The organism is Bifidobacterium goeldii, assembly GCF_003951095.1.
GTDB lineage: Bacteria > Actinomycetota > Actinomycetes > Actinomycetales > Bifidobacteriaceae > Bifidobacterium > Bifidobacterium goeldii.
In genome coordinates this window covers 49753-75815 of the sequence record NZ_QXGL01000003.1, presented here as the reverse complement: position 1 = coordinate 75815, position 26063 = coordinate 49753, and the positions used below count along the sequence as shown (strand labels likewise).

Here is a 26063-nt window from a genome sequence, read left to right as displayed (position 1 = left end):
TAACACTTGTGAAAATTCCAGTATCTGACTATTGACAACACGCGTGTCTCGATAAAGGGCTTGAATAGAAGCATGGCAGAAATGAGATCCGCGAAACTAATGAATGGGCGCGTATTCGCGGGCGCCCGAGCCCTCTACCGTGCCGCCGGCGTCGACGGCAAGGATTTCGGCAAGCCGATTATCGCCATTGCGAACTCGTTCGATGAGTTCCTTCCCGGTCACGTGCACCTCAACAAGGTTGGCCGCATCGTCTCCGAAGCAATTAAGGAAGCGGGCGGTATTCCACGCGAGTTCAACACGATGGCTGTGGATGACGGTATTGCAATGGGTCACACCGGCATGCTGTACTCCCTGCCTTCTCGTGACATCATCGCTGACACGGTCGAATACCAGGTGAACGCACACTGCGCCGACGCGCTGATCTGCATCCCGAACTGCGACAAGGTCGTGCCGGGCATGCTCATGGCTGCGCTGCGCCTGAACATTCCGACGATCTTCGTCTCTGGTGGCCCGATGGAAGCCGGTACCACAGTGCTCGCCGACGGCACTGTTAAGAAGAACACTGATTTGATCTCCGTGATGTACGCGTCCGCCGACGACAACATCTCGGAAGAGGATCTGCTCAACTATGAGAAGAGCGTGTGCCCGACCTGCGGTTCGTGCGCTGGCATGTTCACCGCAAACTCGATGAACTGCTTGACTGAGGCGATCGGCCTCGCCCTGCCGGGTAACGGCACGATTCTGGCTTCGCACGGCTTCCGCAAGGAGCTGTTCCGCAAGGCCGCACGCGAAATCGTGCACATTGCGAACCGCTACTACCACGAGGATGACGATTCCGTGCTGCCACGTTCGATCGCGACCAAGCACGCGTTTGAGAACGCAATGACGATGGATGTGGCTATGGGTGGTTCTACGAACACCGTGCTGCACATCCTCGCAATGGCTCAGTCGGCTGACGTGGACTTCACGCTGGACGATATCGAGCGTATTTCGCACACTGTGCCGTGCATCTGCAAGGCTTCCCCGTCTGGCAAGTGGGAGATTTCCGACGTGCACCGCGCCGGTGGCATCACCGGTATTCTCGGCGAGCTCGACCGCGCCGGTAAGCTGCACCGTGACGTGCATTCGGTTGATTACCCGTCGCTCGAAGCCAAGTTGGACGATTGGGACATTATGCGTCCGACGTGCACTGAAGAGGCCAAGACAATGTACCATGCGGCACCGGGTCACATTATTTCCCCGGAGCCGTGGACGCACGAGACGCTGTTCGATTCGCTCGACACCGATCGTGTGAACGGCGCTATTCACGACATCAACCACCCGGAGATTCACGAGGGTGGTCTGGCTGTGCTGCGTGGCAACCTCGCGCCTGATGGCTGCGTGGTGAAGACCGCCGGCGTGCCGCAGGAGATTTGGAAGTTCCGCGGCCCGGCACTGGTGGTCGAATCGCAGGAGCAGGCTATCGAAGTCATTTTGAATGACACGCTCAAGCCGGGCATGGCGTTGGTGATTCGCTACGAGGGCCCGAAGGGCGGCCCGGGTATGCAGGAAATGCTGTACCCGACCTCCTTCGTTAAGGGCAAGGGTATCGGCAAGCAGGTTGCTATGCTCACCGACGGCCGTTACTCCGGTGGTTCCTCTGGCTTGGCTATCGGCCACATCGCGCCTGAGGCTGCAAACAAGGGCCCGATTGCGCTCATTAAGAACGGCGATATCATCAACATTGATATTGAGAATCGTTCGGTAAACGTGGAACTGACCGACGAGCAGCTGGCTGAGCGTCGCGCTGAACTCGAGGCTGGCGACGGCTACGTGGCACACCGCGATCGTAAGGTGAGCCAGGCGCTCAAGGCGTACGCCGCGTTCGCCCGCTCCGCCGACAAGGGCGCGACGCGAGATCCCGAGCTGATCAATAAGCTTTCGGGCCTCGCCTGATCCGCCCCCAATAAACCGGCATCTTCATATGAAGGGGCGGTTGCTTACCACTCGGTAGGCAACCGCCCCTTCATATGCGCGATCAACTGTGTAATCAGTACACGTATCGGAAGTTGCAACGTATTAGAACGTATCCGCTAACATGGCCGTGGGCGGAATAACACCGTAAATATCGCCTCTGATGTTCGCATCTTGCATTGCGGTGACCAACAGCGGCGCGTTTGTGGGGAATAGCAGACGAGCATACCCGCCCCATATTTCCAGGATGCATGGCCGCATGCGCAGGTCTACACCTGGCGCCCGGTCTGTGCCTAAATCGGCCATATGCCGCGCAGACCATTTCAGGTCGCGCGGGGTCGGCCGCTCATATGTGATCCGCTCTATGCATCCACCGCCGACGGATTCGAAATCCTTGTAAGCATTCTGGCGCCAGTACAGCGTGTATCGGTGTGGCTGCGCGGTCGGCTGGAACCATAGGGTTGTTACATCATTGCGAGCCATCGAATACAAGTACCATTCCTGCCCCGAAAGACCTATGATCGGCGGCGATAGCGCAATCTCTCCTACCCCGTATCGTGCGTACGCGTCCAAGATCGCTTGCCCGGTAATAATCAGTCCCGGACGGGAGGGGACTTTCAGTAGATCCAGTGTCTTGAGCGATAGCAGGATGGTGAACGGCAGGGTCATGATTGTGATGATCACTAGGATCACCGCCAATGTGTTCAGCGTACCGTGCGCGTCGGTGAGGATCAGTGGCAATGCGAGTATGAACGCTCCGAACGTGATTGACGCGCAGATGAGTGCACGCCGGCGAATTGGCCATTTGTCCGCGGCTGGATCGTATCTTTCGACGCGAATCGGCCATTCGGGCGGCGGGGCCGGCTGGTATTGCATTGACCGAGGATTGTATGGATTGCTGTATGGCATGGGATTCGTCATTGTGTCATCACCAGGATCGTGTTATGCCGAACGTGTCGAGCAGCATGGCGACGTCGTCGATTACGTTGCCGATATGCGTATCCATCGGCCCGGTTTCGAGTTCGGGAGCGTTTGGCGGCAGGATGAGTCGTGCACGCGTGCCGTACACTTCGAGGATGCACGGCCGCATGCGCAGGTCTACGCCGTATTTGCGGGCAATGCGTCTCATGAATGTGGTTGATATGCGTAGCCCGTATCGGGTGGCTTTGGCGTATCCGCCTATGTTGTATTTTTGGAAGTGCATTGTGGCGAGATTGCCATAATCTCTGTCGCTCCAGTACACCCAATATGAGTGCACTTGTCTGGTCGGTTGGAACCAGAGTCGTGAGACATCGTTGGGCAGTATTTCGTATCGTAGGAAGTAGTCGAGGTCGCTGCCGCTGTACACATCGTGACGGATGATCGGCGTGGTCAATGTGAGACGTTGGATGGGAATGCGCCCGGCATATGCTTGTTGGATTGCTCGCCCGGTGATGACGTATCCGGGTGTTGCGGGTAATTTGAGCTGCCGTCGATCGTCCCACCAGTAGGCCAGGGCCATGGTAACAGCGGTGATGAGTAGGCAGCCGAGTACTACGAAGACGGCTTGTGGCAATGTGAACGGTAGATTTACTGCTATCAGAAGGAGTATAAGTAGTGCTGCACTGATGCCTATCCAGATGATGACGGTTTGCTTCCGTCTGTGGCGTACGGGTACGGGATCGTATGGTTTAGCGACGATGGGCCATTCCGCGTCGGCGTATGCCGTGTCGTATGGTTCTAGCGTATTCGCATAGAACGGCTGATGGATGGTCGGATTCATCGGCGGATTGGTCGGCTTTGGTCTCATAGCACCTCGATCGGAGAACGATACCCCCGTGCCATCTAAGAATAGTCGTGCTCCCTTGTCCCGGCCACGTGTCGCGTCGATGCAAGCCGATATCGACGCTGATATCTACGCCGGTTTGCTCTGGTTTTTGATGTTTTTTTGATGTGGGGAAAATAGTCCACGCGTTACGGCCGTTCGGAATTTCGATGTGGTGAAAATCGGACGTGAAGGGAGTCCCAACGGGTCATGTGAGACGGTCTCGAAATCGATGTGGGGAAAATATAGTCGTGAAAAGGCTCATTCGTGGGGAAAATAATCCACGTCATGGTCTTCCAAATTGATGTGGTGAAAACCGGACGCGAAACTGGCTTTTTCGCGCTGTTCATGACCGTATTTTCCCCACATCATGACTCAGGCCGTCATATATGTCCGTTTTTCCCCATATCCGCGCTTAAATCACGCGAATACGCGTACAAAGGAAGAGCAACGCAGTCCTAGGGGATTCAGCGAATGATGCGTGCGGAGACCGCCGTCTGAGACCGAAGGTGCTGAGCCGTGAAAAGGGCAGTCCAGTGGACTGCCCTTAGGCGAAGTGAGCGGCTATGCCGCGAAGGCTGCGCGCCGCGCAGCTTAGCACGTCGAGTGTCGAAGAAAGGCGGTATACACTCCTCTGCCCGCCGAATCAGCGAATGATGCGTGCGGTAGCAAGGCGCATCGAGGGAAGGCGTGCTTAGCACGTCGACCGAGGAGCAACGCAGCTAACGCTCCATCATTCGCTGATTCCGTATTCGTTGGCGATGATAGACCACAATTCATCTGCCGCCCTGTTGACGTTGTCGTTGACGATGGTGACGTCGAATTCGTTTTCGGCGGCGAGTTCGACTTGGGCGGTTTCGAGACGTTTGGCGACTTCTTCGGGGGTTTCGGTGCCGCGGCCTTTGAGGCGGCGGACGAGTTCGTCGAAGCTGGGTGGGGCGATGAAGACGGAGACGATTTCGAGGCCGAGTTCTTTGGCGCGCTGCTTGACGCGGCGGGCGCCTTGGAGGTCGATTTCGAGGACGGTGGGGGTGCCTTCGGCGAGGTGTTCTTGAACGGGCTTCAACAAGGTGCCGTAGCGGGCGAGTCCGTGGACGGTGGCGGTTTCGAGGAATTCGCCGGCGTTTTCTTTGGCGGAGAATTGGTGGTCGTCGAGGAACCAGTAGTTGACGCCGTTGACTTCGCCGGGGCGGGGTTTGCGCGTGGTGGCGGAGACGGAGACCCAAACTTCGGGGTGTGCTTTGCGGAGCGCGTTTTCTACGGTGCCTTTGCCAACGCCGGCGGGACCGGTGAGGATGACAAGACGGCCTTTCGGCTTGTTGGCTGCGTCATTGTTGGTGGCAGTGTCAGCAGTGTTCTGCTGATTGTTGGCGAGGTCAGCGGCTTTTACGGTTCCCATGCCGTCTTTCTCCTTGTCTTCGCCTTCTTTCATGGCTTCGTAGAGGGCTTGACGTACATCAATGGCGATTGCTTCGGTGGCTTGTGACAGTGCGCTAATGTCTGGTCCGTGGGCGGCGATGAAGCGCGAGACGGTGACGAGCACGTTGCCTTTGGTGCCTTTGAAGACGGTTTTGAGGTCTTTGGCTTCAGCACCTTGCCAACCATATCCGGGTGAGAGAATTGGACCGGTGAATTTTGAGGGGTCAACGCCACTGTCGTTGATCCATTGGCCAATGGTTGCACCAATGATGAGGCCGACGGATCCCATGCCGTCAACGCCATCATTGAATTTCTGCGCGGTGCTGGCAATGCCGTATGCAACGGTTTTACCTTTGAAGTCGCCGGTCTGTCGGATAGCGGTTTGCATGCTTGCACCTTCTTGGTTGGAGGTGAGCGATGCGATGAATACGCCACGTCCGTTATCGAGAGCTTCGTTGGTGAGTCCTTGTAGTGAGCGTGCACCGTAGTACGGCAGTAGGGTGATGGCGTCGGCAAGGAGCGGAGCGCCTGGCTTGAAGTAGGCGTCTGCGATTGCGGAGATCGTTGTAGAAAGACCACCGTGCAAGCAGTCGACGATGGTAATAACGCCCATTTGGCGAGCTGCATACAGGACGCGCTCGAGCGCGGCGAATCCTTTGGATCCGTAGCGCTCGAACATCGGTGCCTGGAATTTGACGGCAGCAGCTCGGCCGCTCATGGCTTGCAGCATGCGCATTGCGAACAGCTCTGCGCCTTCTGCGTCCACGTTATAGCCCCAGTCAGTGAGGATTTTTCGATGCGGGTCAATACCAACACACAACGGCCCGTATTTTTTCATCGATCCACTGAGTCTCAGACCGAAGTCTGAACGTAGAGCTTTGATTTCTTCCTCACTGCGGGCTTGTACCATAGCTACTCCTCGTTCTCCAACGCAAACAGCTGCTTGGCGTGCTCCTGAATACTCATAATTTGGTAATCATTTTTCTTAACCGCCTCAATTGCCAGCAGGACAGCAGAGAACTCTGTCATGGTGGTGAACTGAGGCAAGTCTGCTGCAATGGCAGCCGCGCGAATGGAATACCCATCCGAACGGGAGCCGCGCGAATTCGGCGTGTTGAGAATCATGTCAATATCGCCGTCTTCGATCAGTTCGACGACATTCTTGCCGACGCTACCTTCCGCATGCACTACCTTTACTGCTGCGTCAGGATCGGAATCGACACGTGTGCTGATCTTGTCAACGATCTTGGATTCGATACCGTAACGGCGCAGTACGGAGGCGGTGCCTTCGGTCGCCCACAGTTTGAATCCGAGTTCGACGAGTCGTACTGCAAACATTGGCAGTTGGCGCTTATCGGAGTCGTTGACGGAGATGAACACGTTACCGCTGGTCGGCAGGCCGCCATCGTAGGCAGCAAGCTGGCTCTTGGCGAATGCGTGCGGGAAGTCACGGTCGAAGCCCATGACCTCACCGGTGGAACGCATTTCTGGTCCGAGCAGCACGTCGACGGTCTTGCCGACGGGCGTGCGGAAGCGCTTGAACGGCAGTACGGATTCCTTGACGGCAACCTGCTGGCCACGGTGCATCACGCCACCGTCGCCCTTGGGCAGCAGCAGACCGTTGGCGCGCTGATCGGCGACGCTCTCCCCTGCCATGATGCGTGCAGCAGCCTTAGCCAGTGCTACGCCAGTGGCCTTGGAGGCGAATGGCACGGTGCGGGAAGCGCGCGGGTTCGCTTCGATAACGTACAGCGTGTTTGCCATGAACGCGTACTGCACGTTGATCAAGCCCTTCACGCCGCAGCCCTTGGCGATAGCGTAAGTGCCTTCGCGCAGACGACGAATCTGATCGTCGGACAGTGTCGACGGGGGCAGCGTGCAGGCTGCATCACCGGAGTGAACGCCAGCCTCTTCGATGTGCTCCATGATGCCGCCGATGTAGAGTTCCTCGCCGTCGAACAGTGCGTCGACGTCGATTTCGATAGCATCCTGCAGGAACTTGTCGATGAGCAGCGGAGAAGGCAGACGACCGGAAACGACCGTATCAGCCTTGGCTTCATCAAGCGCACGGTTGACGTACTTGACGAGCTGGGCATCGTCGTACACGATTTCCATGCCACGACCGCCGAGCACGTAGCTCGGGCGCACCAACACTGGGTAACCAATGTTGTGAGCAGCCTCGCGAGCTTCGTCGAGACTCAGCGCGGTGCCGTAGCGCGGCGCGTTCATGTGCGCCTTCTTGAGCACCTCGCCGAACAGCTCACGGTTCTCAGCCAGGTCGATGGATTCCGGAGTAGTACCGAGGATCGGCACGCCGGCAGCCTTGAGTCGAGCAGCCAGCGAAAGCGGCGTCTGGCCGCCGAGCTGAACGATCACACCCTTAACCGGGCCCATCTTCTTCTCAGCCTCGTAGATTTCGAGCACGTCTTCGAAGGTCAGCGGCTCGAAGTAGAGGCGATCGGACATGTCGTAATCGGTGGACACGGTCTCAGGGTTGCAGTTGACCATGATCGTGTCATAGTCCTTACCGAGCTCCTGCACTGCGTGCACGCAGGTGTAGTCGAACTCGATACCCTGACCAATACGGTTCGGGCCAGAGCCGAGGATGATCACGGCTTCGCGATCGCGCGGGCGCAGCTCGGTCTCATCGGCGTAGCAGCTGTAGTAGTACGGGGTGACCGCGTCGAATTCGGCAGCACAGGTGTCGACGGTCTTGTAGACCGGGCGCAGGCCGTAGGTCCAACGCAGTTCGCGCACGGTGTTTTCACCTTCGTCGCCAAGGTTGCGCAGGTGAGCGATCTGCAAATCAGACAGGCCGGCCAGCTTGGCCTTCTTCAGCATCTTGCGAGTCAGCGTTTCAGCAGCTCGTACTTCAAGCGCCGTGTCGTTAATGAGCGCGAGCTGGCGCACAAACCACGGGTCGATCTTGGTCGAATCGAAAATCTGCTGCTCGGTAGCTCCACCCCACAGGGCGCGCTGAATCTGCAGATAGCGATGTTCCGTCGGAATCTTAATTGCTTCAAGCAGCTCGGCAACCTCGTCTGCAGACGGCTTGTCGCCATCCCAATTGAAGCCCATGTGACGCTTATCGATCGAGCGCATGGCCTTGCCGAGGGACTCCTGGAAGTTGCCGCCGAGAGCCATTGCCTCGCCAACAGACTTCATAGAGGTAGTGAGCCTCGGGTCAGCGCCCGGGAACTTTTCGAACGCAAAACGCGGCACCTTGGTGACCACGTAGTCGATAGTCGGCTCGAAGGAGGCCGGCGTGGACTGTGTGATGTCGTTGCGAATTTCGTCGAGCGTGTAGCCAAGAGCCAACTTGGTAGCGATCTTTGCGATCGGGAAGCCAGTAGCCTTAGAGGCAAGTGCAGACGAACGAGACACACGCGGGTTCATCTCGATGACGATGATACGGCCGGTTTCAGGGTGCACAGCGAACTGAATGTTGCAGCCACCAGTGTCAACGCCCACACCGCGGATGATCGCAATACCAATGTCGCGCAACTTCTGATATTCGCGGTCAGTGAGGGTAAAGCAAGGGGCCACAGTGATTGAGTCACCAGTGTGCACACCAACCGGATCAACGTTTTCAATCGGGCAGACAACCACAACATTATCGTTGCGATCGCGCATAAGCTCGAGTTCGAATTCCTTCCAGCCTTCGATGCCTTCTTCGATAAGCACTTCGTCGGTCGGCGAATAGTGGATGCCAGCACCAGCAATACGGTGCAGCTCCTCCTCATTGTGCGCGATACCGGAGCCGAGACCACCCATCGTGAAGCTCGGGCGCACAACCAGCGGGTATCCGAGTTCGTCAGCGATACGATCGCATTCAAGCAGCGTGTGCGCGATACGAGAGCGGGCCGATTCAGCGCCAGCTTCCTCAACGACCTTCTTGAACAGTTCGCGATCTTCACCACGATCAATAGCTTCAAGCGATGCGCCGATCAGCTCGACGTTGTACTTCTTGAGCACGCCAGCTTCGCCCAGTGCCATTGCCGCGTTCAGTGCGGTTTGACCACCCAGGGTCGGCAGCAGCGCGTCAGGGCGTTCCTTGGCGATAATACGTTCAAGGATTGGCGTGGCAATCGGCTCAATATACGTTGCATCGGCCATCTCCGGGTCGGTCATAATCGTAGCCGGGTTGGAGTTGACCAGGATGACGCGAATGCCTTCCTCGCGCAGCACGCGGCACGCCTGAGTTCCGGAGTAATCAAACTCCGCGGCCTGGCCGATGACAATCGGGCCAGAGCCAATAACCATCACTGACTTAATGTCGGTGCGCTTAGGCATTGCGCTTCTCCTCCTTGGACGTGTTCATCAGCGTGACGAAACGGTCGAACAGATATGCGGCATCGTGCGGGCCCGCAGCCGCTTCCGGGTGGTACTGCACGGAGAATGCAGGAATATCAACACACTGCAGACCTTCGACCACATTGTCATTCAGGTCAATGTGCGACACGAACACCTTGCCGTACTTACCGCCCTCATACGGCGCATCAATGGTCTCGCCAATCGGCGCATCCACAGCAAAACCGTGGTTATGAGCGGTGACTTCCACCTTGCCAGTGGTCAAATCCTTGACAGGCTGGTTGATGCCGCGATGACCAAACTTGAGCTTATAAGTACCGAAACCAAGTGCTCGGCCCAGCAGCTGGTTGCCAAAGCAAATACCAAAGAACGGGTAACCGGCGTCGAGTACCTTGCGCAGCAGCTCAACTTCCGGATCAGCCTGTTCCGGATCACCCGGACCGTTCGAGAAGAACACACCATCCGGGTTCAGGTTTTCAATTTCTTCGAACGTAATAGTAGACGGCACAACGTGCACGCGGCAGCCACGCTCGGCCATACGATGCGGGGTCATGCCCTTAATGCCAAGATCAACAGCGGCGACAGTGAACAGCGGCTCTTTGCCTTCGAATTCACCGCACGGCTCGATCGTGTACGTTTCCTTAGTGCTGACCTCGTCGTACAGGCTCAAGCCCTTCATCTGCGGGGTTGCCTTCACTTCTTCGATCAGTGCATCAACAGTCTTCAGGCGGCCTTCAGCATCCTTCAGCGCTTCACCGGAGAAGATACCAGCACGCATCACGCCCGCAGAACGCAGATGACGTACGAGTTTACGTGTGTCAATGTGGCTAATACCAACAATATGCTCAGCAACCAGATCGTCATCCAAGCTGCCGGTAGCTCGCCAATTGCTAACATTCGGGCTGGGATCACGCACTACATAACCCGCAACCCAGATGCGAGAGGATTCTGGATCCTCACGGTTGATTCCCGTGTCCCCGATGTGCGGGAACGTTTGCACCACAATCTGACGGTCGTAGCTGGGATCGGTCAATGTCTCCTGGTAGCCGGTCATTCCGGTTGCGAACACGATCTCGCCAGTGGTCTTGCCGATCGCGCCGTAGGTGTCTCCCACATACACTTGCCCGTCTTCAAGAACAAGAACGGCATCATCAGGGGAAAAACTCACGGTTTCGGAATCAATCTGGTTCACCAAAAACCCCCTCAATTTCTCGGGATATTCGTACCAACCATAGCGGTCGGCGGGGACTCTGCCCCGCCGGATTCAAGCCATGATCAGCTGTTGTCTGTTCACTCCGCTAGCGACTCGCCGTCAGCTGCGGTATTCGCATCTGAAGCTGCATCGGATTCGTTGGATGCTTCACTGTCAGCGTTAGCACGCGACTGCTTGTCATCGCAGATTGCGCTCAGCAGTCCGTGGATAAAAGCCGGAGAATCACCGTCGGACAGTGATTTCGCCAGACCGAGCGCTTCATCGATAGCCACGCGGTCGGGAACTTCATCATTGAACAGGATCTCCCACGTGGCGATACGCAAAATGTTGCGATCAACGACGGCCATGCGGCGAACTTTCCAGCCAGTGGAATGTTCATCAAGTTCATGGTCGATATCGCGACGGTGGTCAGCCACGCCACGCACAATGTCGATGGCGTAATCAGGAAGCGGCGTTTGCGCACCCGGCTCTTTGATGCGCTCAGCAAGAAGGGACAGGAAGTCCTGTCCCTTCTCGTCCGCTTCGTACAACGTGTTCAGAGCCCTTTTGCGAGCGGTGGAACGTGCCATGGAAGCCTGATGTCCTTACTCTCAGTTCTCGCGACCGAGGTAGGAGCCGTCGCGGGTGTCAACCTTGACCTTCTCGCCCTCGCCGATGAACAGCGGAACCTGAATTTCAGCACCGGTCTCCACGGTAGCAGGCTTGGTGCCAGCGTTGGAGCGGTTGCCCTGCAGGCCAGGCTCAGTGTGCGTGATGGTCAGGATCACAGAAGCCGGCAGTTCGACGGACAGCGGGGTGCCGTCGTGGAAGGACACGATGCAGTCGGTGCCTTCGAGCAGGAACTTAGCCTGATCGCCAACCAGGGTCTTCGGGATGTAGATCTGGTCGTAGGTGGTCATGTCCATGAAGACGAAGTTGTCGCCATCCTCGTAGGAGTACTGGAGGTTGCGGTTGTCAACAGTCTCGAATTCCATCTTCATGCCAGCGTTGAAGGTCTTATCGACGATCTTGCCAGACAGCACGTTCTTGATGGTGGTACGCACGAAAGCGGGGCCCTTGCCCGGCTTGACGTGCTGGAACTTGATAACGGTCCACAGCTGGCCGTCGAGGTTCAGAACAGAACCGTTCTTGATGTCATTGGTAGTCTGTGCCACGGTAAATCACCTATCCGTTTGACTGAAATTTGCATGAAGCCTAAAAATAGCCTCGCCTATTATGCCATACCGTCTATACCTTTTACCCAAATAGGGCTTGAGATATAGAAAAACCCCAGACCACAATCATGGTCTGGGGTTTTCTATAACGCTAGTTCAAGCGTGTCAGATGCTCTCTGATAACAATCAGGCGAGGATCTTGGTGACACGGCCAGAGCCCACGGTGTGGCCACCTTCACGCACTGCGAAGGTCAGGCCTTCCTCCATAGCGATGGGCTGGATCAGCTCAACGGTGAAGGTAGCGTGGTCGCCCGGCTGCACCATCTCGACGCCTTCCGGCAGCTCGATAACGCCGGTCACGTCGGTGGTACGGAAGTAGAACTGCGGACGGTAGTTGGAGAAGAACGGCGAGTGACGGCCGCCTTCGTCCTTGGTCAGCACGTAGACTTCGCCCTCGAACTTGGTGTGCGGGGTCACGGAGCCCGGCTTGGCCACAACCTGGCCACGCTCAACGTCGGTACGGTTGATACCACGCAGCAGCAGACCGGTGTTATCGCCAGCCTCGCAAGCGTCCATCGTCTTGTGGAAGGTCTCGATGGAGGTCACGGTGGTCTGCTGGGTCGGACGAATACCAACGATCTCGACCGGGGTGTTCACGGCCAGCTGGCCACGCTCAACACGGCCGGTGACGACGGTACCACGACCGGAGATCGTGAACACGTCCTCGATCGGCATCAGGAACGGCTTGTCAAGGTCGTGGACCGGGGTCGGGATGTACTCGTCGACAGCGTCCATGAGCTTCTTGACCTGCTCAACCCAGTGCTCGTGATCCGGAGCGTCATCGTGCAGAGCGCCGTAAGCGGACAGGCGGATGACCGGGCAGTCACGATCGAAGCCGTTCTCGTCGAGGAGGTCACGGACCTCTTCCTCAACGAGCTCGATGAGCTCCTCATCCTCGACCATATCGCACTTGTTCAGAGCGACGAGGATCTTCGGGACGCCCACCTGACGAGCGAGCAGCACGTGCTCGCGGGTCTGAGCCATCGGGCCGTCGGTGGCGGCCACAACGAGGATAGCGCCATCCATCTGGGCAGCACCGGTGATCATGTTCTTCACGAAGTCGGCGTGGCCCGGGCAGTCCACGTGAGCGTAGTGACGCTTCGCGGTCTGGTACTCGATGTGGGCGATGTTGATGGTGATACCACGCTGCTGCTCTTCCGGAGCGGCGTCGATCTGGTTGAAGTCGTACTCAGGGTTGAGATCCGGGTACTCTTCGTGCAGCACCTTGGAGATGGCCGCGGTCAGGGTCGTCTTACCGTGATCGACGTGGCCGATGGTACCAATGTTAACGTGCGGCTTAGTACGCTCGTACTTTTCCTTTGCCATGTAATTGTCCTCCTGGACGTCTCGTGTAGTTGGCTTGCGCGTTAACGCAAGGCACTCGCTACATTGTACTGGGTTTCTGGGTTATGTGCCACTTTGGAGCCAGAACCCAGTCAGCGATAGAAAATTCTACCGCTGACTGGAGACAGTTAGCCACCAAAGCGGCTACGCGTGTCACTCGCCGCGCTGGGCCTTAATGATCTCGTCAGAGACCGACTTCGGGACCTCAGCGTAGGAGTCCATCTGCATGGTGAACATAGCGCGGCCCTGGGTCTTGGAACGCAGGTCGCCAATGTAACCAAACATCTCGCTCATCGGCACCTTCGCGTCGATGACCTTAACGCCAGTGGCGTCGGTCATGGACTGAATGTTGCCACGACGCTGGTTCAGATCGCCGATAACGTCGCCCATGTACTCTTCCGGAGTACGGACTTCCACGGCCATGATCGGCTCGAGGATGACCGGCTTGGCCTTCGGAGCAGCTTCCTTGAACGCCATAGAACCGGCGATCTTGAAGGCCATTTCCGAAGAATCGACCGGGTGCATCTGGCCGTCGTACACGGTGGCCTTGACGCCCACCACCGGGAAGCCAGCGAGCACACCAGACTCCATAGCTTCCTTGACACCAGCCTCGATAGGACCGATGAATTCGGCGGAGATGTGGCCACCAGTGACCTTGTTCTCGAACTCGAAGGTTTCGCCAGCCTCGGTGTCGAGCGGCTCGAAGTTCATGAACACCTTTGCAAACTGGCCAGAACCACCAGTCTGCTTCTTGTGGGTGTAGACCTCGTTGAGCACAGGCTTGCGGATGGTCTCGCGGTACGCGACCTGCGGCTTACCCACGTTGCACTCAACCTTGAACTCACGACGCATACGGTCGACGATGATGTCGAGCTGAAGCTCGCCCATACCAGCGATCAGGGTCTGACCAGACTCTTCATCGGTGGTCACTTGGAAGGTCGGATCCTCGTCGGAGAGCTTCGCCAGAGCGATGCCCATCTTCTCCTGATCAGCCTTGGTCTTCGGCTCCACAGCCACCTGGATCACCGGATCCGGGAAGGTCATGGATTCGAGGGAGATCGGAGCGGACTCGGCGCACAGGGTGTCACCGGTGGAGACGTTCTTCAGACCCACGAAGGTGTAGATGTTACCGGCCTCAGCAGCATCCACCGGGTTTTCCTTGTCGGCGTGCATCTGGAAGATCTTACCGATGCGCTCCTTCTTGCCCTTGGTGGAGTCGAGCACGTTGTCGCCAGGCTTAACGGAGCCGGAGTACACGCGCACGAACACGAGCTTGCCGTAGAACGGGTGGGTGGAGATCTTGAAGACCAGAGCCGCGAACGGATCGGAAGTCAGCGGCTTGCGCTCGATCTCAACGGATTCGTCGCCCGGCTTGAAGCCCTTGATGAACGGCACGTCCTCCGGGGAGGGCAGGTAGTCCACCACGGCGTCCAGCATCGGCTGCACACCCTTGTCCTTGAATGCGGAACCGCACAGAACCGGGTAAGCGCGACGCTCAATGGTCAGCTGACGGATACCAGCGCGGATTTCTTCCTCAGTCAGCTCGCCAGCCTCGAGGTACTTCTCGGTCAGCTCGTCGCTGGCTTCCGCCACATCGTCGAGCAGCTGAGCGCGGTACTCTTCAGCCTTGTCCTGCAGGTCAGCCGGGATATCAGTGGTGTCGTAGTGAGCACCCTGATCGGTGGACACATCGTTCCACACGTAGGCCTTCATACGGATCAGATCGACAACGCCAGCGAAGTCGTTCTCAGCGCCGATCGGCAGCTGGACAACGAGCGGCTTAGCGCCGAGCTTATCCTTGATGGTCTGCACGGAGAAGTAGAAGTCAGCGCCGAGCTTATCCATCTTGTTGATGAAGCAGATACGCGGCACGCCATACTTGTCAGCCTGACGCCACACGGTCTCAGACTGCGGCTCCACGCCTTCCTTACCATCGAAGACAGCAACAGCACCATCGAGTACTCGCAGGGAGCGCTCCACCTCGGCCGTGAAGTCCACGTGGCCAGGGGTATCGATGATGTTGATCTGGTACTTGTCCTTGGTGTCGTGCGTCTGGCGGTTCCAGAAGCACGTGGTAGCAGCGGACTGGATAGTAATACCGCGTTCCTGCTCCTGGGCCATGAAGTCCATCGTCGAGGCGCCATCGTGGGTCTCGCCGATCTTGTAGTTCTTGCCGGTGTAGAAGAGGATACGCTCGGTAGTGGTGGTCTTACCAGCATCAATGTGAGCCATGATGCCGATGTTGCGGATCATGTGCAGATCCGTAAGCACGTCAAGTGCCATTGCTATTCCTTAGCTCTCGTTCGGAAGAAATTACCAGCGGTAGTGAGCGAAGGCCTTGTTGGCCTCAGCCATCTTATGAGTATCCTCGCGACGCTTGACAGAAGCGCCGAGGCCGTTGGAGGCGTCGAGGATCTCGTTGGCCAGACGCTCGGCCATAGTCTTCTCACGACGAGCGCGGGAGAAGTCAGTCAGCCAGCGCAGGGACAGCGTGTTGGCGCGAGCCGGCTTCACCTCAACCGGCACCTGGTAGGTAGCGCCACCGACACGGCGGGAACGCACCTCGAGGGACGGACGAATGTTGTCCAGAGCGCGCTTCAGCACAGCCACTGGCTCCTGATCCGTCTTCTCCTTGACCATATCGAGTGCGGAGTAGACGATGTCCTCAGCGATCGACTTCTTGCCGTCGAGCAGGATCTTGTTGATGAGCTGAGCCACGACAGTCGAACCGTAGATCGGATCGGGCAGCAGCTGGTGCTTCTTGGAGGGTCCTTTACGTGACATATCTCTTACTTCGCCTTCTTTGCTCCGTACAGGGAACGACCCTGCTTGCGGTCCTTGACACCCTGGGTATCGAGCGCACCACGCACGATGTGGTAACGCACACCCGGCAGATCCTTCACACGGCCGCCGCGCACGAGCACGATGGAGTGCTCCTGCAGGTTGTGGCCTTCGCCCGGAATGTAGGCGGTAACTTCAATACCCGAGGACAGGCGCACACGAGCGACCTTACGCAGAGCCGAGTTCGGCTTCTTCGGGGTGGTGGTGTAGACACGGGTGCACACGCCGCGACGCAGCGGGCTGCCCTTCAGCGCCAAAGTCTTCGACTTCTTCGGCTTCGGCGAACGTCCCTTGCGGACGAGCTGTTCAATAGTAGGCAACTTGAATTCTCCGATTCAGTGGTTTCTTCCATTCCGTGAGACCGCCACACTGCAGCCCACGCCCGACCACATGAATCGTCGTGAAAAAAGCCACAGTCCACCGGCCCGATGGCCCGTCACTCTTTCACAGTCCGCATTACTGCGCGCGATCCAGTCAAGTTCCGGGATATCCCAACGCGCACACCTATCACATAAGGCGCACCGTTGGCACACACAGATAGATATCATATCAGATCACTGGACATGCAAGAACCCCGGGCGGGTCGCCGTCGCGCACCCACCCGGGGTTTACCATCTCACTCATCACGGCCCGGCTTCCTCGCCGTATCGCTTCTACGCCGCGCAACGAATCGCTACATAGGTTCAATTATGCATCTTCAGTTATTGATTTTCGAAGGCGTTGCGCTGGGATATTTCCTCGGGCGCTTCATTGCAACCGACAAGATTCCCGGCCGATTACAACTCCGGCCTTCACTTATATATTGTACCGTTTCAGGGCTGCGGCAGCTATCGCGACGCGCCCGAAACACGCCGAATGTGACAGACGCGCAAAATCGTGTATAGTATCCATCTGTTGCCTGTTCGCCGCAGTTTGTGGCGGTAAGCACCATGGTGGATATAGCTCAGTTGGTAGAGCATCTGATTGTGGTTCAGAAGGTCGCGCGTTCGAGCCGCGTTATCCACCCCACGAATCCCGGAATCGCATGGTTCCGGGATTTTTTTCGTTTCACGCATGACTGCGGGGCTTAAGACTGCTGCCGCTATCAGCAAAGACATCACAACGGACTAGACTCGCCTCTGTTACGGTACCGACGTTTTTATGAACGTCACAGAGAATGCGAGCGACCATGCTGTCTTTTGAAAATGACTATTCTTGCGGAGCAACCCCTGAGATTCTCGCGCGTCTTGCGCAAACCAACGAGACGCGATTCCCCGGCTACGGCTCCGACTCTATGTGTGAGCAAGCCAAAGCAAAAATTCGCGAAGCGTGTGCCGCCCCCGATGCTGACGTGTGGTTCCTCGTGGGTGGCACCCAAACCAATCAGACTGTTATTGATTCCATCACTCCGCAATATGCAGGTGTAGTCGCAGCGTTGAGCGGTCACGTCAACGTTCACGAAGCTGGAGCAATTGAGGCGAGTGGCCATAAAGTGCTTGCACTCCCCCATCACAATGGCAAAATCAACGCTGATGAGCTTGATGCATACTGTGCCACGTTTTATGCGGACGATAATTATGAGCACATGGTTTTCCCTGGTTCTGTCTATGTCTCGCAGGCTACTGAATATGGCACGCTGTACACCAAAGCTGAGCTTGAGCGTCTTGCCGAAGTAGCCCATCGCTATGACATGCCGTTGTTTGTGGATGGCGCACGACTTGGTTATGCACTTACTGCTGAAGGCAATGACATTACGCTTGAAGATCTTGCTCGCATTGCTGACGTGTTTTATATCGGCGGCACTAAGGTGGGCGCATTGTTCGGTGAAGCAGTTGTATTCACTCACCATGGCAAGTTCAGCGACACACCAAAGCATTTTTTGACATTGGTGAAGCAGCACGGCGCGTTGCTCGCTAAGGGCTGGCTGCTTGGTTTACAGTTCGACACGCTGTTTACTGACAACTTGTATTGCCGTATTGCCGGCAATGCGAATCGACAGGCGGACCGTATTCGTGCGGCGCTGCGCGATAAGGGCTATCAGTTGACGTTCGACGCGCCAACCAATCAGGTATTTGTCACGCTCGATCAGCCTACTATTGATCGTCTCAGCCGCAACGTGCGCATGGGCTTTATGGAAAAAGCAGATGACACGCACACGGTTATGCGTTTCTGCACGAGCTGGTACACCACTGACGAGCAGACCGATGCGCTGATTGCATTGCTCTAACGGTATCGACCTATAGCAATTTCAAGAAATACGAAACGCCTGGTGTCAACAGCGACAGCGATTAGCCGCTCTGACACCAGGCGTTTTCTATTGACTATGAGCTGCTCAAAAACTGCGGAGCAGCATCATTCAGTGGTTATCAGCAATAGCCTGCCGCTCCATATCCACAAATTGTGTCACTGACGCTTCAACAGAATAATGCTCTTTGGTGTGACGCGCGTAACGTTCACCCCATTTCGCAAGTTCATCAGGATGGTCAATCCACCAGTCGATACGCCGCGCCAACAGCGTAGCATCACGTGCCGGGAATAGCGATTCATCCAGCAACGCAAATTGGCTAGCGGCACTCAATTCAGAGGCAGCAATCACCGGCACGAGGCCAGATGCCATGCCTTCAATCACGCTCAATGATTCAATATCAACGATTGACGGGTGCACAAACAGATCACACGAGCGCAAGAGTGCCGGCATATCTGCATTGTCATGAAACCCAATCGAGGCAGGGCGCGTCAGCAAACGCTTTGCACGGAATCGCAAATAGTGCGCAAGCGGGCCAGTACCGCAAATCGTCAACTCAATATCACGCGCATGACGGCACCGAGCAATAGCTTTAATCAGCGTGATGTGATCTTTTTCATGAGTCAATCTGCCAGAAGCAACAACACGAAACGGTACCGGAGTTGGAGCGTTAGCAGAACGCTGCTGCTTCGGCGTAAAACGAGCCGTGTACCCGTTCGAAATCACATGCAGTTTAGCTTTGTACCCATGCGAGCGCAGCTGTTCCGCAATCATTTCAGTAGGCGCATGAATATGGTCAACTCGCCGGTAGAGCCACATGTTAAACAGCCAATACAAGAATGACGATATTCCAGGAACATACTTGAGCGGTCCAGCTGAATAGGTGACATTCTCCGGCTGTAAATGGAATCCTGCGGTGACTGGAATGCCCATCGAGCGAGCGATTCGGTACGCTTGACGCCCGAATTTAAACGGTAAATAAATGTGCACGATATCCGCGCCAGCGAACGCCGTACGGAACAGTGTTTCGCTGGGCTGCGCAAATTGCATCTGCTGTTTGGCTGCCACCCATGACACTAACGGCACTTTGTTGATCCGAGCTGGATATTCCGGCGCACCAATGCCAACCAGTCGCACGTGATGCCCTTGACGTTCCAACTCATGCGCATACTGCAATGCAGAATTAGACGTGCCATTGCCTTTATTGCCGATGGTGTCCATCACCAGCACAATCGTCAGTGGCCGTTCAATCTGTGGCGGACGTGCGTCTTCTTCCCTGCTCTCGTTTTCAGCCATTGCCCTATGGTATCGCTCAAGCTGCCCCCGATCGTAGCGTGCCACGCGACGTGTCATCGATCCCCTTTCGATAACACGTCGCAACGCTCCTTCCGCTTACCCCTTTCTCTTCTACCGAATATTGCCTTCCCCCTAAAACGTTGGCCCGGCGCGGGTTACAACCGCCCGGTGATCATCATCGTTGCAGAGATTGCAGCACGCCACAAGGGCCTGGTCATACGGAAAATCTATGGACCGCCATTGAAGTATTGCAACTGGCTGATTGACGGTAGCCCCTCGATGGCACAATGAGTGGCATGACTGAGACGAACGCAACCAGTATCCCCTCTTCCACTAATTCCACGAATCGTGCAGCCGGTCGCACGCTCGGCACGCCGTTGGGCGCGCAGCCAACGCGTGTATTGTTCCTTGGCGCAGGTGAACTTGGTAAAGAAGTCACTATTGAGCTTATGCGTCTTGGCGCGTGGGTGTGTGCGGCTGATTCATACGCGGGCGCACCCGCCCAGCAAGTAGCACATGAGTATCGTGTGCTCGATATGGCGAATGCACAGCAACTGCGCGCGCTGTTTGATGACATACAGCCGGACATTATCGTGCCGGAAGTTGAAGCGATTGCTACGAGCGAGCTGGCTGCAGCTGCGGCACACGGCGCGCAAGTAGTGCCAAGTGCGCAAATTGCTGCGATTTGTATGGATCGTGAGCGTTTGCGTGTTATTGCGCACGAAGAGCTGGGATTGCCGACAACGCCTTATCGTTTTGCTGGCTCGCTTGAGGAGCTGCGCGCCGGTGCGCTTGAAGTCGGGTATCCGTGTGTGGTGAAGCCGATTATGAGCTCGTCTGGCCATGGTCAGTCGATTGTGCGCTCGGCGGATGCGATTGATGCTGCATGGACGGAAGCGCAGGAAGGCCGCCGCGCATCCGGCGAGGGAGATGTGTCTCGTGTGATTGTTGAAGCGTTAGCACCGTTGGATTATGAGCTGACGGTGCTGACGGTAAGCTCATCGGCTGGTATTGTGACCTGCGCGCCGATTGGCCAGCGTCAGGAAAGTGGCGATTATCGCGAATCGTGGCAGCCGGCAGCAGCGAACGATACTGTGCTTGCCCAAGCGAGCCGCATTGCACGCGCTGCGGTCGAAGGCCTTGTCGCAAAAGCTACCGCAAGCGGCGAGCGCGGTTGGGGCGTGTTTGGCGTGGAGCTGTTCGTGCTCACCGATGGTTCGGTGCTGTTTAATGAGGTTTCGCCGCGTCCGCATGATACTGGCATGGTGACGATGATTTCGCAGCGTTTGAGTGAATTCGCACTTCATGCGCGTGCGATTCTCGGATTGCCTGTTACTGCCGGCCATGTTGCGTTAGCGATGCCGGATGGCAAGGTTGCAGCAAGTCACGCGATTGTTGTCGCTGGTGATGGTGAAGCAACGTTTGCCAATATGCCCTCTGCTTTAGCTGAGCCAGATACGGATCTGCGTATTTTTGCGAAGCCTGAAGTGCATGGGCATCGTCGTATGGCGGTGGCATTGGCAATTGGTGATAATGAGGCCGATGCGCGCGCCAAAGCCACTCGTGTTGCCGACACGCTTGAGATCACCGTGCACTGAGATCACCGTGCACTGAGATCATCGTCCTCAAACATGTATCCCCGTGGTCAATTGCGATATCCAACACCGCGGGGATACACCCCTTGCGTTCAGTACGTCTTCATGCCACTCCGAAAGGCCGAGTTGTAGCCCTTTATTGGTACCCTTTTACCGTTAGTTCACCCAGAAATTCCGCTGATTTGAAAGGCGATCATGGAGAAACTGGAAAAGCTCTACGAGGGCAAGGCCAAGCAGCTGTACGCAACCGACGACCCGGAAATCCTGTGGGTCGAATACAAGAACACCGCAACGGCGGGCGACGGCGAGAAGAAAGAGGACTTCACCGGCAAGGGCCGCCTGAACAACCTCATCACCACCATCATCTTTGACCTGCTCAAGGCCCGTGGTATTGATAGCCACCTCGTTAAGCGCGTGAACGACACCGCTCAGCTGGTGCGCAAGATGGATATGTTCCCGCTCGAAATCGTGCTGCGCAACACTGCTGCCGGCCACTTCTGCTCGCGCTTGGGCGTCGAAGAAGGTCTGCCGCTCAAGGAGCCGGTGCTCGAGTACTTCCTCAAGAACGATGATCTGCACGATCCGTTCGTGAATGATGATGATCTGGTGGCTCTCGGCGTGTGCACGCGCGAAGATCTCGCTGAAATCGCTCCGCTGGCTCGTCGTATTAACGAAGCATTGATTGACATCTTCGCGAAGATCGACGTCAAGCTCGTCGACTTCAAGATTGAGATGGGCCGCGCTTCTGACGGCACGCTGCTGTTGGCCGACGAGATTACGCCGGATTCCTGCCGCCTGTGGGATCAGCGCGACCATTCCGGCAAGGTCGAGCACCTTGACAAGGACCTGTTCCGCCGTGGTCTCGGCTCGATCATCCCGGCCTACGAGGAGATCGAAGGCCGCTTGGCTGAACTGGCCAAGTCCGAGGGCATCGAAGTCGCCTGACATTCGTTTCTAGGCTCCCCCTGCCATCAGAGGGAGCCGATTTTCGTTCTATGTGACGATTTCCAAGAGTTTTGCAAGAAAGGATTTCCATGGTTTTTCGCGTGTACGTGGAAAAGAAGCCTGGCTTTGACGTCGAGGCGCAGCAGCTCGCCGGCGAACTGCGCACGATCCTCGGCATGACCGGTCTCAAGTCCGTGCGCATCGTGAACCGCTACGACGTGGAGGGCATCAGCGAGGAGCTGTTCGCCCAGGCCACGCCGACTGTGTTCAGCGAACCGCAGGTCGACAACGTGTCCAATGACCTGCCCGATTTTGGCGACGCGAAGGTGTTCGCTACTGAGTTCCTGCCCGGCCAGTTCGACCAGCGCGCCGATTCGGCGAGCGAATGCATTCAGCTGATTTCGCAGGGCGAGCGTCCGACCGTCCGTTCCGCCAAGCTGTACGCCCTTGACGGCGACCTGAGTGACGCGGATGTGGATGCGATCAAGCACTACGTGATCAACCCGGTTGAGGCCCGCGAGGCGAGCTTGGCCGTTAAGGAAACCCTGAAGACCGCCGTGCCAACCCCAGGTAAGGTCGAGGTCATCGCCGGCTTCAACGAGATGGACGCGGCCGCCGGCCAGCGGTTCATCGATGAGCGCGGTCTTGCTATGGATCTCGCGGATCTTGAATTCTGTCAGAAGTATTTCGCAGCCGAGAAGCGCGAGCCAACGATCACTGAAATCAAGGTCATCGACACGTACTGGTCCGATCACTGCCGTCACACGACGTTCGGCACCGAGCTGGACGACGTGGTCATCGACGACGCGACCGTCAAGGCCGCGTTCGAGCGCTATCTCGAGCTGCGTCACGAACTGGGCCGTGACGAAAAGCCGGTGTGCCTGATGGACATGGGCACGATCGGTGCGAAGTGGCTCAAGAAGAACGGCATCCTCACCGGCCTCGACGAATCCGAGGAGATCAACGCCTGCACCGTCAAGGTGAAGGTGGATGTCAACGGCGAGAACCAGGATTGGCTGTTCCTGTTCAAGAACGAGACGCACAATCACCCCACCGAAATCGAGCCGTTCGGTGGCGCGGCCACCTGCATCGGCGGCTGCATCCGTGATCCCCTGTCGGGCCGCTCCTACGTGTATCAGGCGATGCGCGTCACCGGTGCTGCTGACCCGACCGTGCCGGTCGCCGATACACTGGAGGGCAAGCTGCCGCAGCGCAAGCTCGTGACCACAGCGGCCGCCGGCTACAGCTCGTACGGCAACCAGATCGGCCTCGCCACCGGTCAGGTCGACGAGATTTATCACCCGGGCTATGTGGCCAAGCGCATGGAGGTGGGCGCGGTCGTGGCTGCTACCCCGGCCGATCATGTGCGCCGCGAAACCCCGGCTCCAGGCGACAAGATCATCCTGCTCGGCGGCCGTACCGGCCGTGACGGCATCGGCGGCGCGACGGGCGCATCCAAGGCGCACAACGTGGAGTCCTTGGAGCTTGACGGCGCCGAGGTGCAGAAGGGCAACGCGCCGGTCGAGCGCAAGCTGCAGCGTCTGTTCCGCCGCGGTGATGCGTGCCGTTTGATCAAGCGCTGCAACGACTTCGGCGCGGGCGGCGTGTCCGTGGCGGTCGGCGAGCTCGCGGACGGCCTGTACGTGGACCTCAACACCGTGCCGAAGAAGTACGAGGGCCTTGACGGCACCGAGCTGGCGATCTCCGAATCGCAGGAGCGTATGGCCGTGGACGTGGCCGCCGAGGACGTGGACGAGTTCCTCACGTATGCCCGCGAGGAGAACCTTGAGGCGACGGTCATCGCGACCGTGACCGAGGACCCGCGCATGGTAATGACGTGGAACGGCGACGAGATCGTGAACCTCTCCCGCGAATTCCTCGCCTCCAACGGTGCTTCTAAGCATCAGATTGTGCACGTCGAGGCGCAGCAGGCGTACGAGACGCCAGCCGCATGGCGTGAGGGCTCGCTTGCGGACCGTCTGCGCGCGGTCGTGAGCGACCTGAATGTTGCCTCCAACAAGGGCCTGTCCGAGCGCTTCGACAGCACCATTGGCGCGGGCACCGTGCTCATGCCGTTTGGCGGCCGCCGCCAGCTCACCCCGAACGAGGCGATGGTCGCCAAGTTCCCGGTGTTCGGCGAGACGACTACTGCATCTGCTATGGCGTGGGGCTTCAACCCGTACATCATGTCCGCGAACCAGTTCACCGGCGCCTACCTGTCGGTGGTCGAATCGCTCGCCAAGCTCGTGGCCGCCGGCTTCGAGCACGAGAAGGCGTATCTGAGCTTCCAGGAGTACTTCGAGAAGCTGCGCGACGAGCCGGAACGCTGGGGCAAGCCGACCGCCGCCGTGCTCGGCGCGCTGATGGCGCAGATCGATCTCGGCGCGGGCGCGATCGGCGGCAAGGATTCGATGTCCGGCACGTTCGAGCATCTCGACGTGCCGCCGACCCTGATCTCCTTCGCCGTGGCCGTGGGCAACATGAAGCGCGCCACGTCGCCGGAGTTCAAGGGCGCCGACCACCGCGTCGTGCGCATCGCACCGCGTTATCTGGCCGATGGCTTGACGCCGGACAAGGATGCGCTGCTTGAGGCGTTCTCGATCGTCGAGAACCTGACCGACTTCCATGACGCTCTGGCCGTGTCTACGCCGGGTTACGGCGCGACCGCCGAGGCGCTGTTCAAGATGACGCTCGGCAACCGCATTGGTGTCGCGCTCAACGATTCAATCGCAGCAGACGACCTGTTCACGCCGGCGTACGGCTCATTCATCGTCGAGTTGGCGGACGACGCGAAGCTGCCGGCCGCTTCCAACCTCGTCGAAATCGGCGAGATCGGCACGACCACCGCTGCGTACGAGTTCCGTGCTGCGGGCGAGACGCTGGACCTTGACGCGATCCAGGAGACGTGGGAGTCCGGCATCGAATCCGTGTTCCCGTACCGTTCCAAGGGAGACGAGGCTGGCAAGACCACCGAGACGGTCACGTTCGAGACTCCGAAGAAGACCGTGTACGTGGGCGCTCCGGTTGCCAAGCCGCACGTTGTGATTCCGGTGTTCCCGGGCAACAACTGCGAGTACGATTCGGCCGCCGCGTTCGAGCGTGCAGGTGCCGAGGTTTCCACGCTGATCGTGAACAACCTCACGCCGGCCGCCGTCGCCGAGTCGACGCAGGCGCTGGTCGAGGAGATCAACAAGAGCCAGATCGTGATGATTCCGGGCGGTTTCTCGGGCGGCGACGAGCCGGACGGTTCCGCGAAGTTCATCACCGCGTTCTTCCGCGCCCCGGCCGTCACCGAGGCCGTGCGCGACCTGCTGAAGAATCGCGACGGCCTGATGCTCGGCATTTGCAACGGCTTCCAGGCGCTCATCAAGCTGGGTCTGGTGCCGTACGGCGACATCGTGCCGATGACCGAGGAATGCCCGACCTTGACGTTTAATACGATCGGTCGCCACCAGAGCCGTCTCGTGCGCACGCGCGTCGCGTCGAACCTGTCCCCGTGGCTGGCAAAGACCTCCGTCGGCGACATTCACACGGTCGCGATCTCCCACGGCGAGGGCCGTTTCGTCGCCTCCGAGCCGGTGCTCGACCTGCTCAAGACCAACGGTCAGATCGCCACGCAGTACGTGGACGAGTCCGGCGTGCCCGGCATGGACCTGGACGTGAACCCGAACGGTTCGCTGCTCGCGATCGAGGGCATCACCAGCCCGGACGGCCGCGTGCTCGGCAAGATGGGCCACTCGGAGCGTTCCGGCAACGGCCTGTACGTGAACGTGCCCGGTAACAAGTACCAGCCGTTGTTCGAGGCCGGTGTCGAGTACTTCGCCGCCTGACGCAACACTGTAGAAGGTTGATTACCTGACAATCACATAGGAAAAGGGAGACTCCGCGTCTCCCTTTTTCCATA

Annotated in this window: 17 protein-coding genes, 1 tRNA gene and 1 pseudogene; 6 read left to right on the top strand and 13 right to left on the bottom strand. The window is 57.8% G+C overall.

All coding sequences use genetic code 11. The annotated features are described in order from the left end of the window. The first annotated feature begins 72 nt into the window (after window positions 1-72). Window positions 73-1935 carry a dihydroxy-acid dehydratase gene (gene ilvD, locus D2E25_RS05485; protein WP_125980644.1) on the top strand — a complete coding sequence of 621 codons (1863 nt, stop codon included), beginning with the start codon at window positions 73-75 and terminating at the stop codon, window positions 1933-1935. A 123-nt stretch (window positions 1936-2058) separates the two neighbouring features. On the opposite strand, the gene D2E25_RS05480 is transcribed toward ilvD, so the two are convergent. The 12 genes and pseudogenes from D2E25_RS05480 to rpsL form a co-directional block, all read right to left on the bottom strand. Continuing rightward, complete coding sequence (locus D2E25_RS05480; RefSeq protein WP_125980642.1) at window positions 2059-2829, bottom strand: hypothetical protein; 771 nt, start codon at window positions 2827-2829, stop codon at window positions 2059-2061. 52 nt (window positions 2830-2881) lie between these two features. Next, window positions 2882-3742 (bottom strand): hypothetical protein, encoded by an 861-nt coding sequence (locus tag D2E25_RS05475; RefSeq protein ID WP_125980639.1) that lies wholly within the window; start codon window positions 3740-3742, stop codon window positions 2882-2884. 748 nt (window positions 3743-4490) lie between these two features. Next, on the bottom strand, window positions 4491-5156 hold the full coding sequence (gmk, locus tag D2E25_RS10690) for a guanylate kinase (RefSeq protein ID WP_241217065.1): 666 nt from the start codon (window positions 5154-5156) through the stop codon (window positions 4491-4493). A 9-nt stretch (window positions 5157-5165) separates the two neighbouring features. Continuing rightward, window positions 5166-6086, bottom strand: a pseudogene (pyrF, locus tag D2E25_RS10685) (orotidine-5'-phosphate decarboxylase); the annotation flags it as partial. Window positions 6087-6088: 2 nt separating this feature from the next. After that, window positions 6089-9469: a carbamoyl-phosphate synthase large subunit gene (gene carB, locus D2E25_RS05465; protein WP_125980635.1), complete on the bottom strand. Its 3381-nt coding sequence runs from the start codon at window positions 9467-9469 to the stop codon at window positions 6089-6091. Continuing rightward, a complete protein-coding gene (carA, locus tag D2E25_RS05460; RefSeq protein ID WP_125981056.1) occupies window positions 9462-10679 on the bottom strand; it encodes a glutamine-hydrolyzing carbamoyl-phosphate synthase small subunit in 1218 nt (405 codons plus the stop codon). The genes carB and carA overlap by 8 nt, the downstream gene beginning before the upstream one ends. 98 nt (window positions 10680-10777) lie before the next feature. After that, entirely contained in the window at window positions 10778-11269 is a 492-nt protein-coding gene (gene nusB, locus D2E25_RS05455; protein ID WP_125980633.1) for a transcription antitermination factor NusB, read from the bottom strand. Between the two features lie 21 nt (window positions 11270-11290). Beyond that, window positions 11291-11854 carry an elongation factor P gene (gene efp, locus D2E25_RS05450; RefSeq protein ID WP_125980631.1) on the bottom strand — a complete coding sequence of 188 codons (564 nt, stop codon included), beginning with the start codon at window positions 11852-11854 and terminating at the stop codon, window positions 11291-11293. Between the two features lie 186 nt (window positions 11855-12040). After that, window positions 12041-13240 (bottom strand): elongation factor Tu, encoded by a 1200-nt coding sequence (gene tuf / locus D2E25_RS05445; RefSeq protein ID WP_125980629.1) that lies wholly within the window; start codon window positions 13238-13240, stop codon window positions 12041-12043. Window positions 13241-13411: 171 nt separating this feature from the next. After that, entirely contained in the window at window positions 13412-15541 is a 2130-nt protein-coding gene (gene fusA / locus D2E25_RS05440; RefSeq protein ID WP_125980627.1) for an elongation factor G, read from the bottom strand. Window positions 15542-15571: 30 nt separating this feature from the next. After that, on the bottom strand, window positions 15572-16042 hold the full coding sequence (gene rpsG, locus D2E25_RS05435) for a 30S ribosomal protein S7 (RefSeq protein WP_003836460.1): 471 nt from the start codon (window positions 16040-16042) through the stop codon (window positions 15572-15574). A 5-nt stretch (window positions 16043-16047) separates the two neighbouring features. Next, a complete protein-coding gene (gene rpsL / locus D2E25_RS05430) occupies window positions 16048-16419 on the bottom strand; it encodes a 30S ribosomal protein S12 (RefSeq protein ID WP_003825774.1) in 372 nt (123 codons plus the stop codon). 612 nt (window positions 16420-17031) lie between these two features. On the opposite strand from rpsL, the gene D2E25_RS05425 reads away from it, so the two are divergent. Both D2E25_RS05425 and D2E25_RS05420 read left to right on the top strand, forming a co-directional pair. Then, window positions 17032-17107, top strand: a tRNA-His gene (locus D2E25_RS05425). A gap of 160 nt (window positions 17108-17267) precedes the next feature. Then, entirely contained in the window at window positions 17268-18305 is a 1038-nt protein-coding gene (locus D2E25_RS05420) for a threonine aldolase family protein (RefSeq protein WP_125980624.1), read from the top strand. Between the two features lie 129 nt (window positions 18306-18434). Here D2E25_RS05420 and D2E25_RS05415 read toward each other — a convergent pair whose 3' ends face one another. Continuing rightward, on the bottom strand, window positions 18435-19619 hold the full coding sequence (locus D2E25_RS05415; protein WP_125980622.1) for a glycosyltransferase: 1185 nt from the start codon (window positions 19617-19619) through the stop codon (window positions 18435-18437). Between the two features lie 296 nt (window positions 19620-19915). Between D2E25_RS05415 and purT the strand changes: the two genes are divergently transcribed. The 3 genes from purT (at window position 19916) to D2E25_RS05400 (ending at window position 25989) form a co-directional block, all read left to right on the top strand. Then, window positions 19916-21217 (top strand): formate-dependent phosphoribosylglycinamide formyltransferase, encoded by a 1302-nt coding sequence (gene purT, locus D2E25_RS05410; RefSeq protein WP_125980620.1) that lies wholly within the window; start codon window positions 19916-19918, stop codon window positions 21215-21217. 192 nt (window positions 21218-21409) lie between these two features. After that, window positions 21410-22159 (top strand): phosphoribosylaminoimidazolesuccinocarboxamide synthase, encoded by a 750-nt coding sequence (purC, locus tag D2E25_RS05405; protein ID WP_033492923.1) that lies wholly within the window; start codon window positions 21410-21412, stop codon window positions 22157-22159. Between the two features lie 89 nt (window positions 22160-22248). After that, window positions 22249-25989 carry a phosphoribosylformylglycinamidine synthase gene (locus D2E25_RS05400; RefSeq protein WP_125980618.1) on the top strand — a complete coding sequence of 1247 codons (3741 nt, stop codon included), beginning with the start codon at window positions 22249-22251 and terminating at the stop codon, window positions 25987-25989. Window positions 25990-26063: the final 74 nt, after the last annotated feature.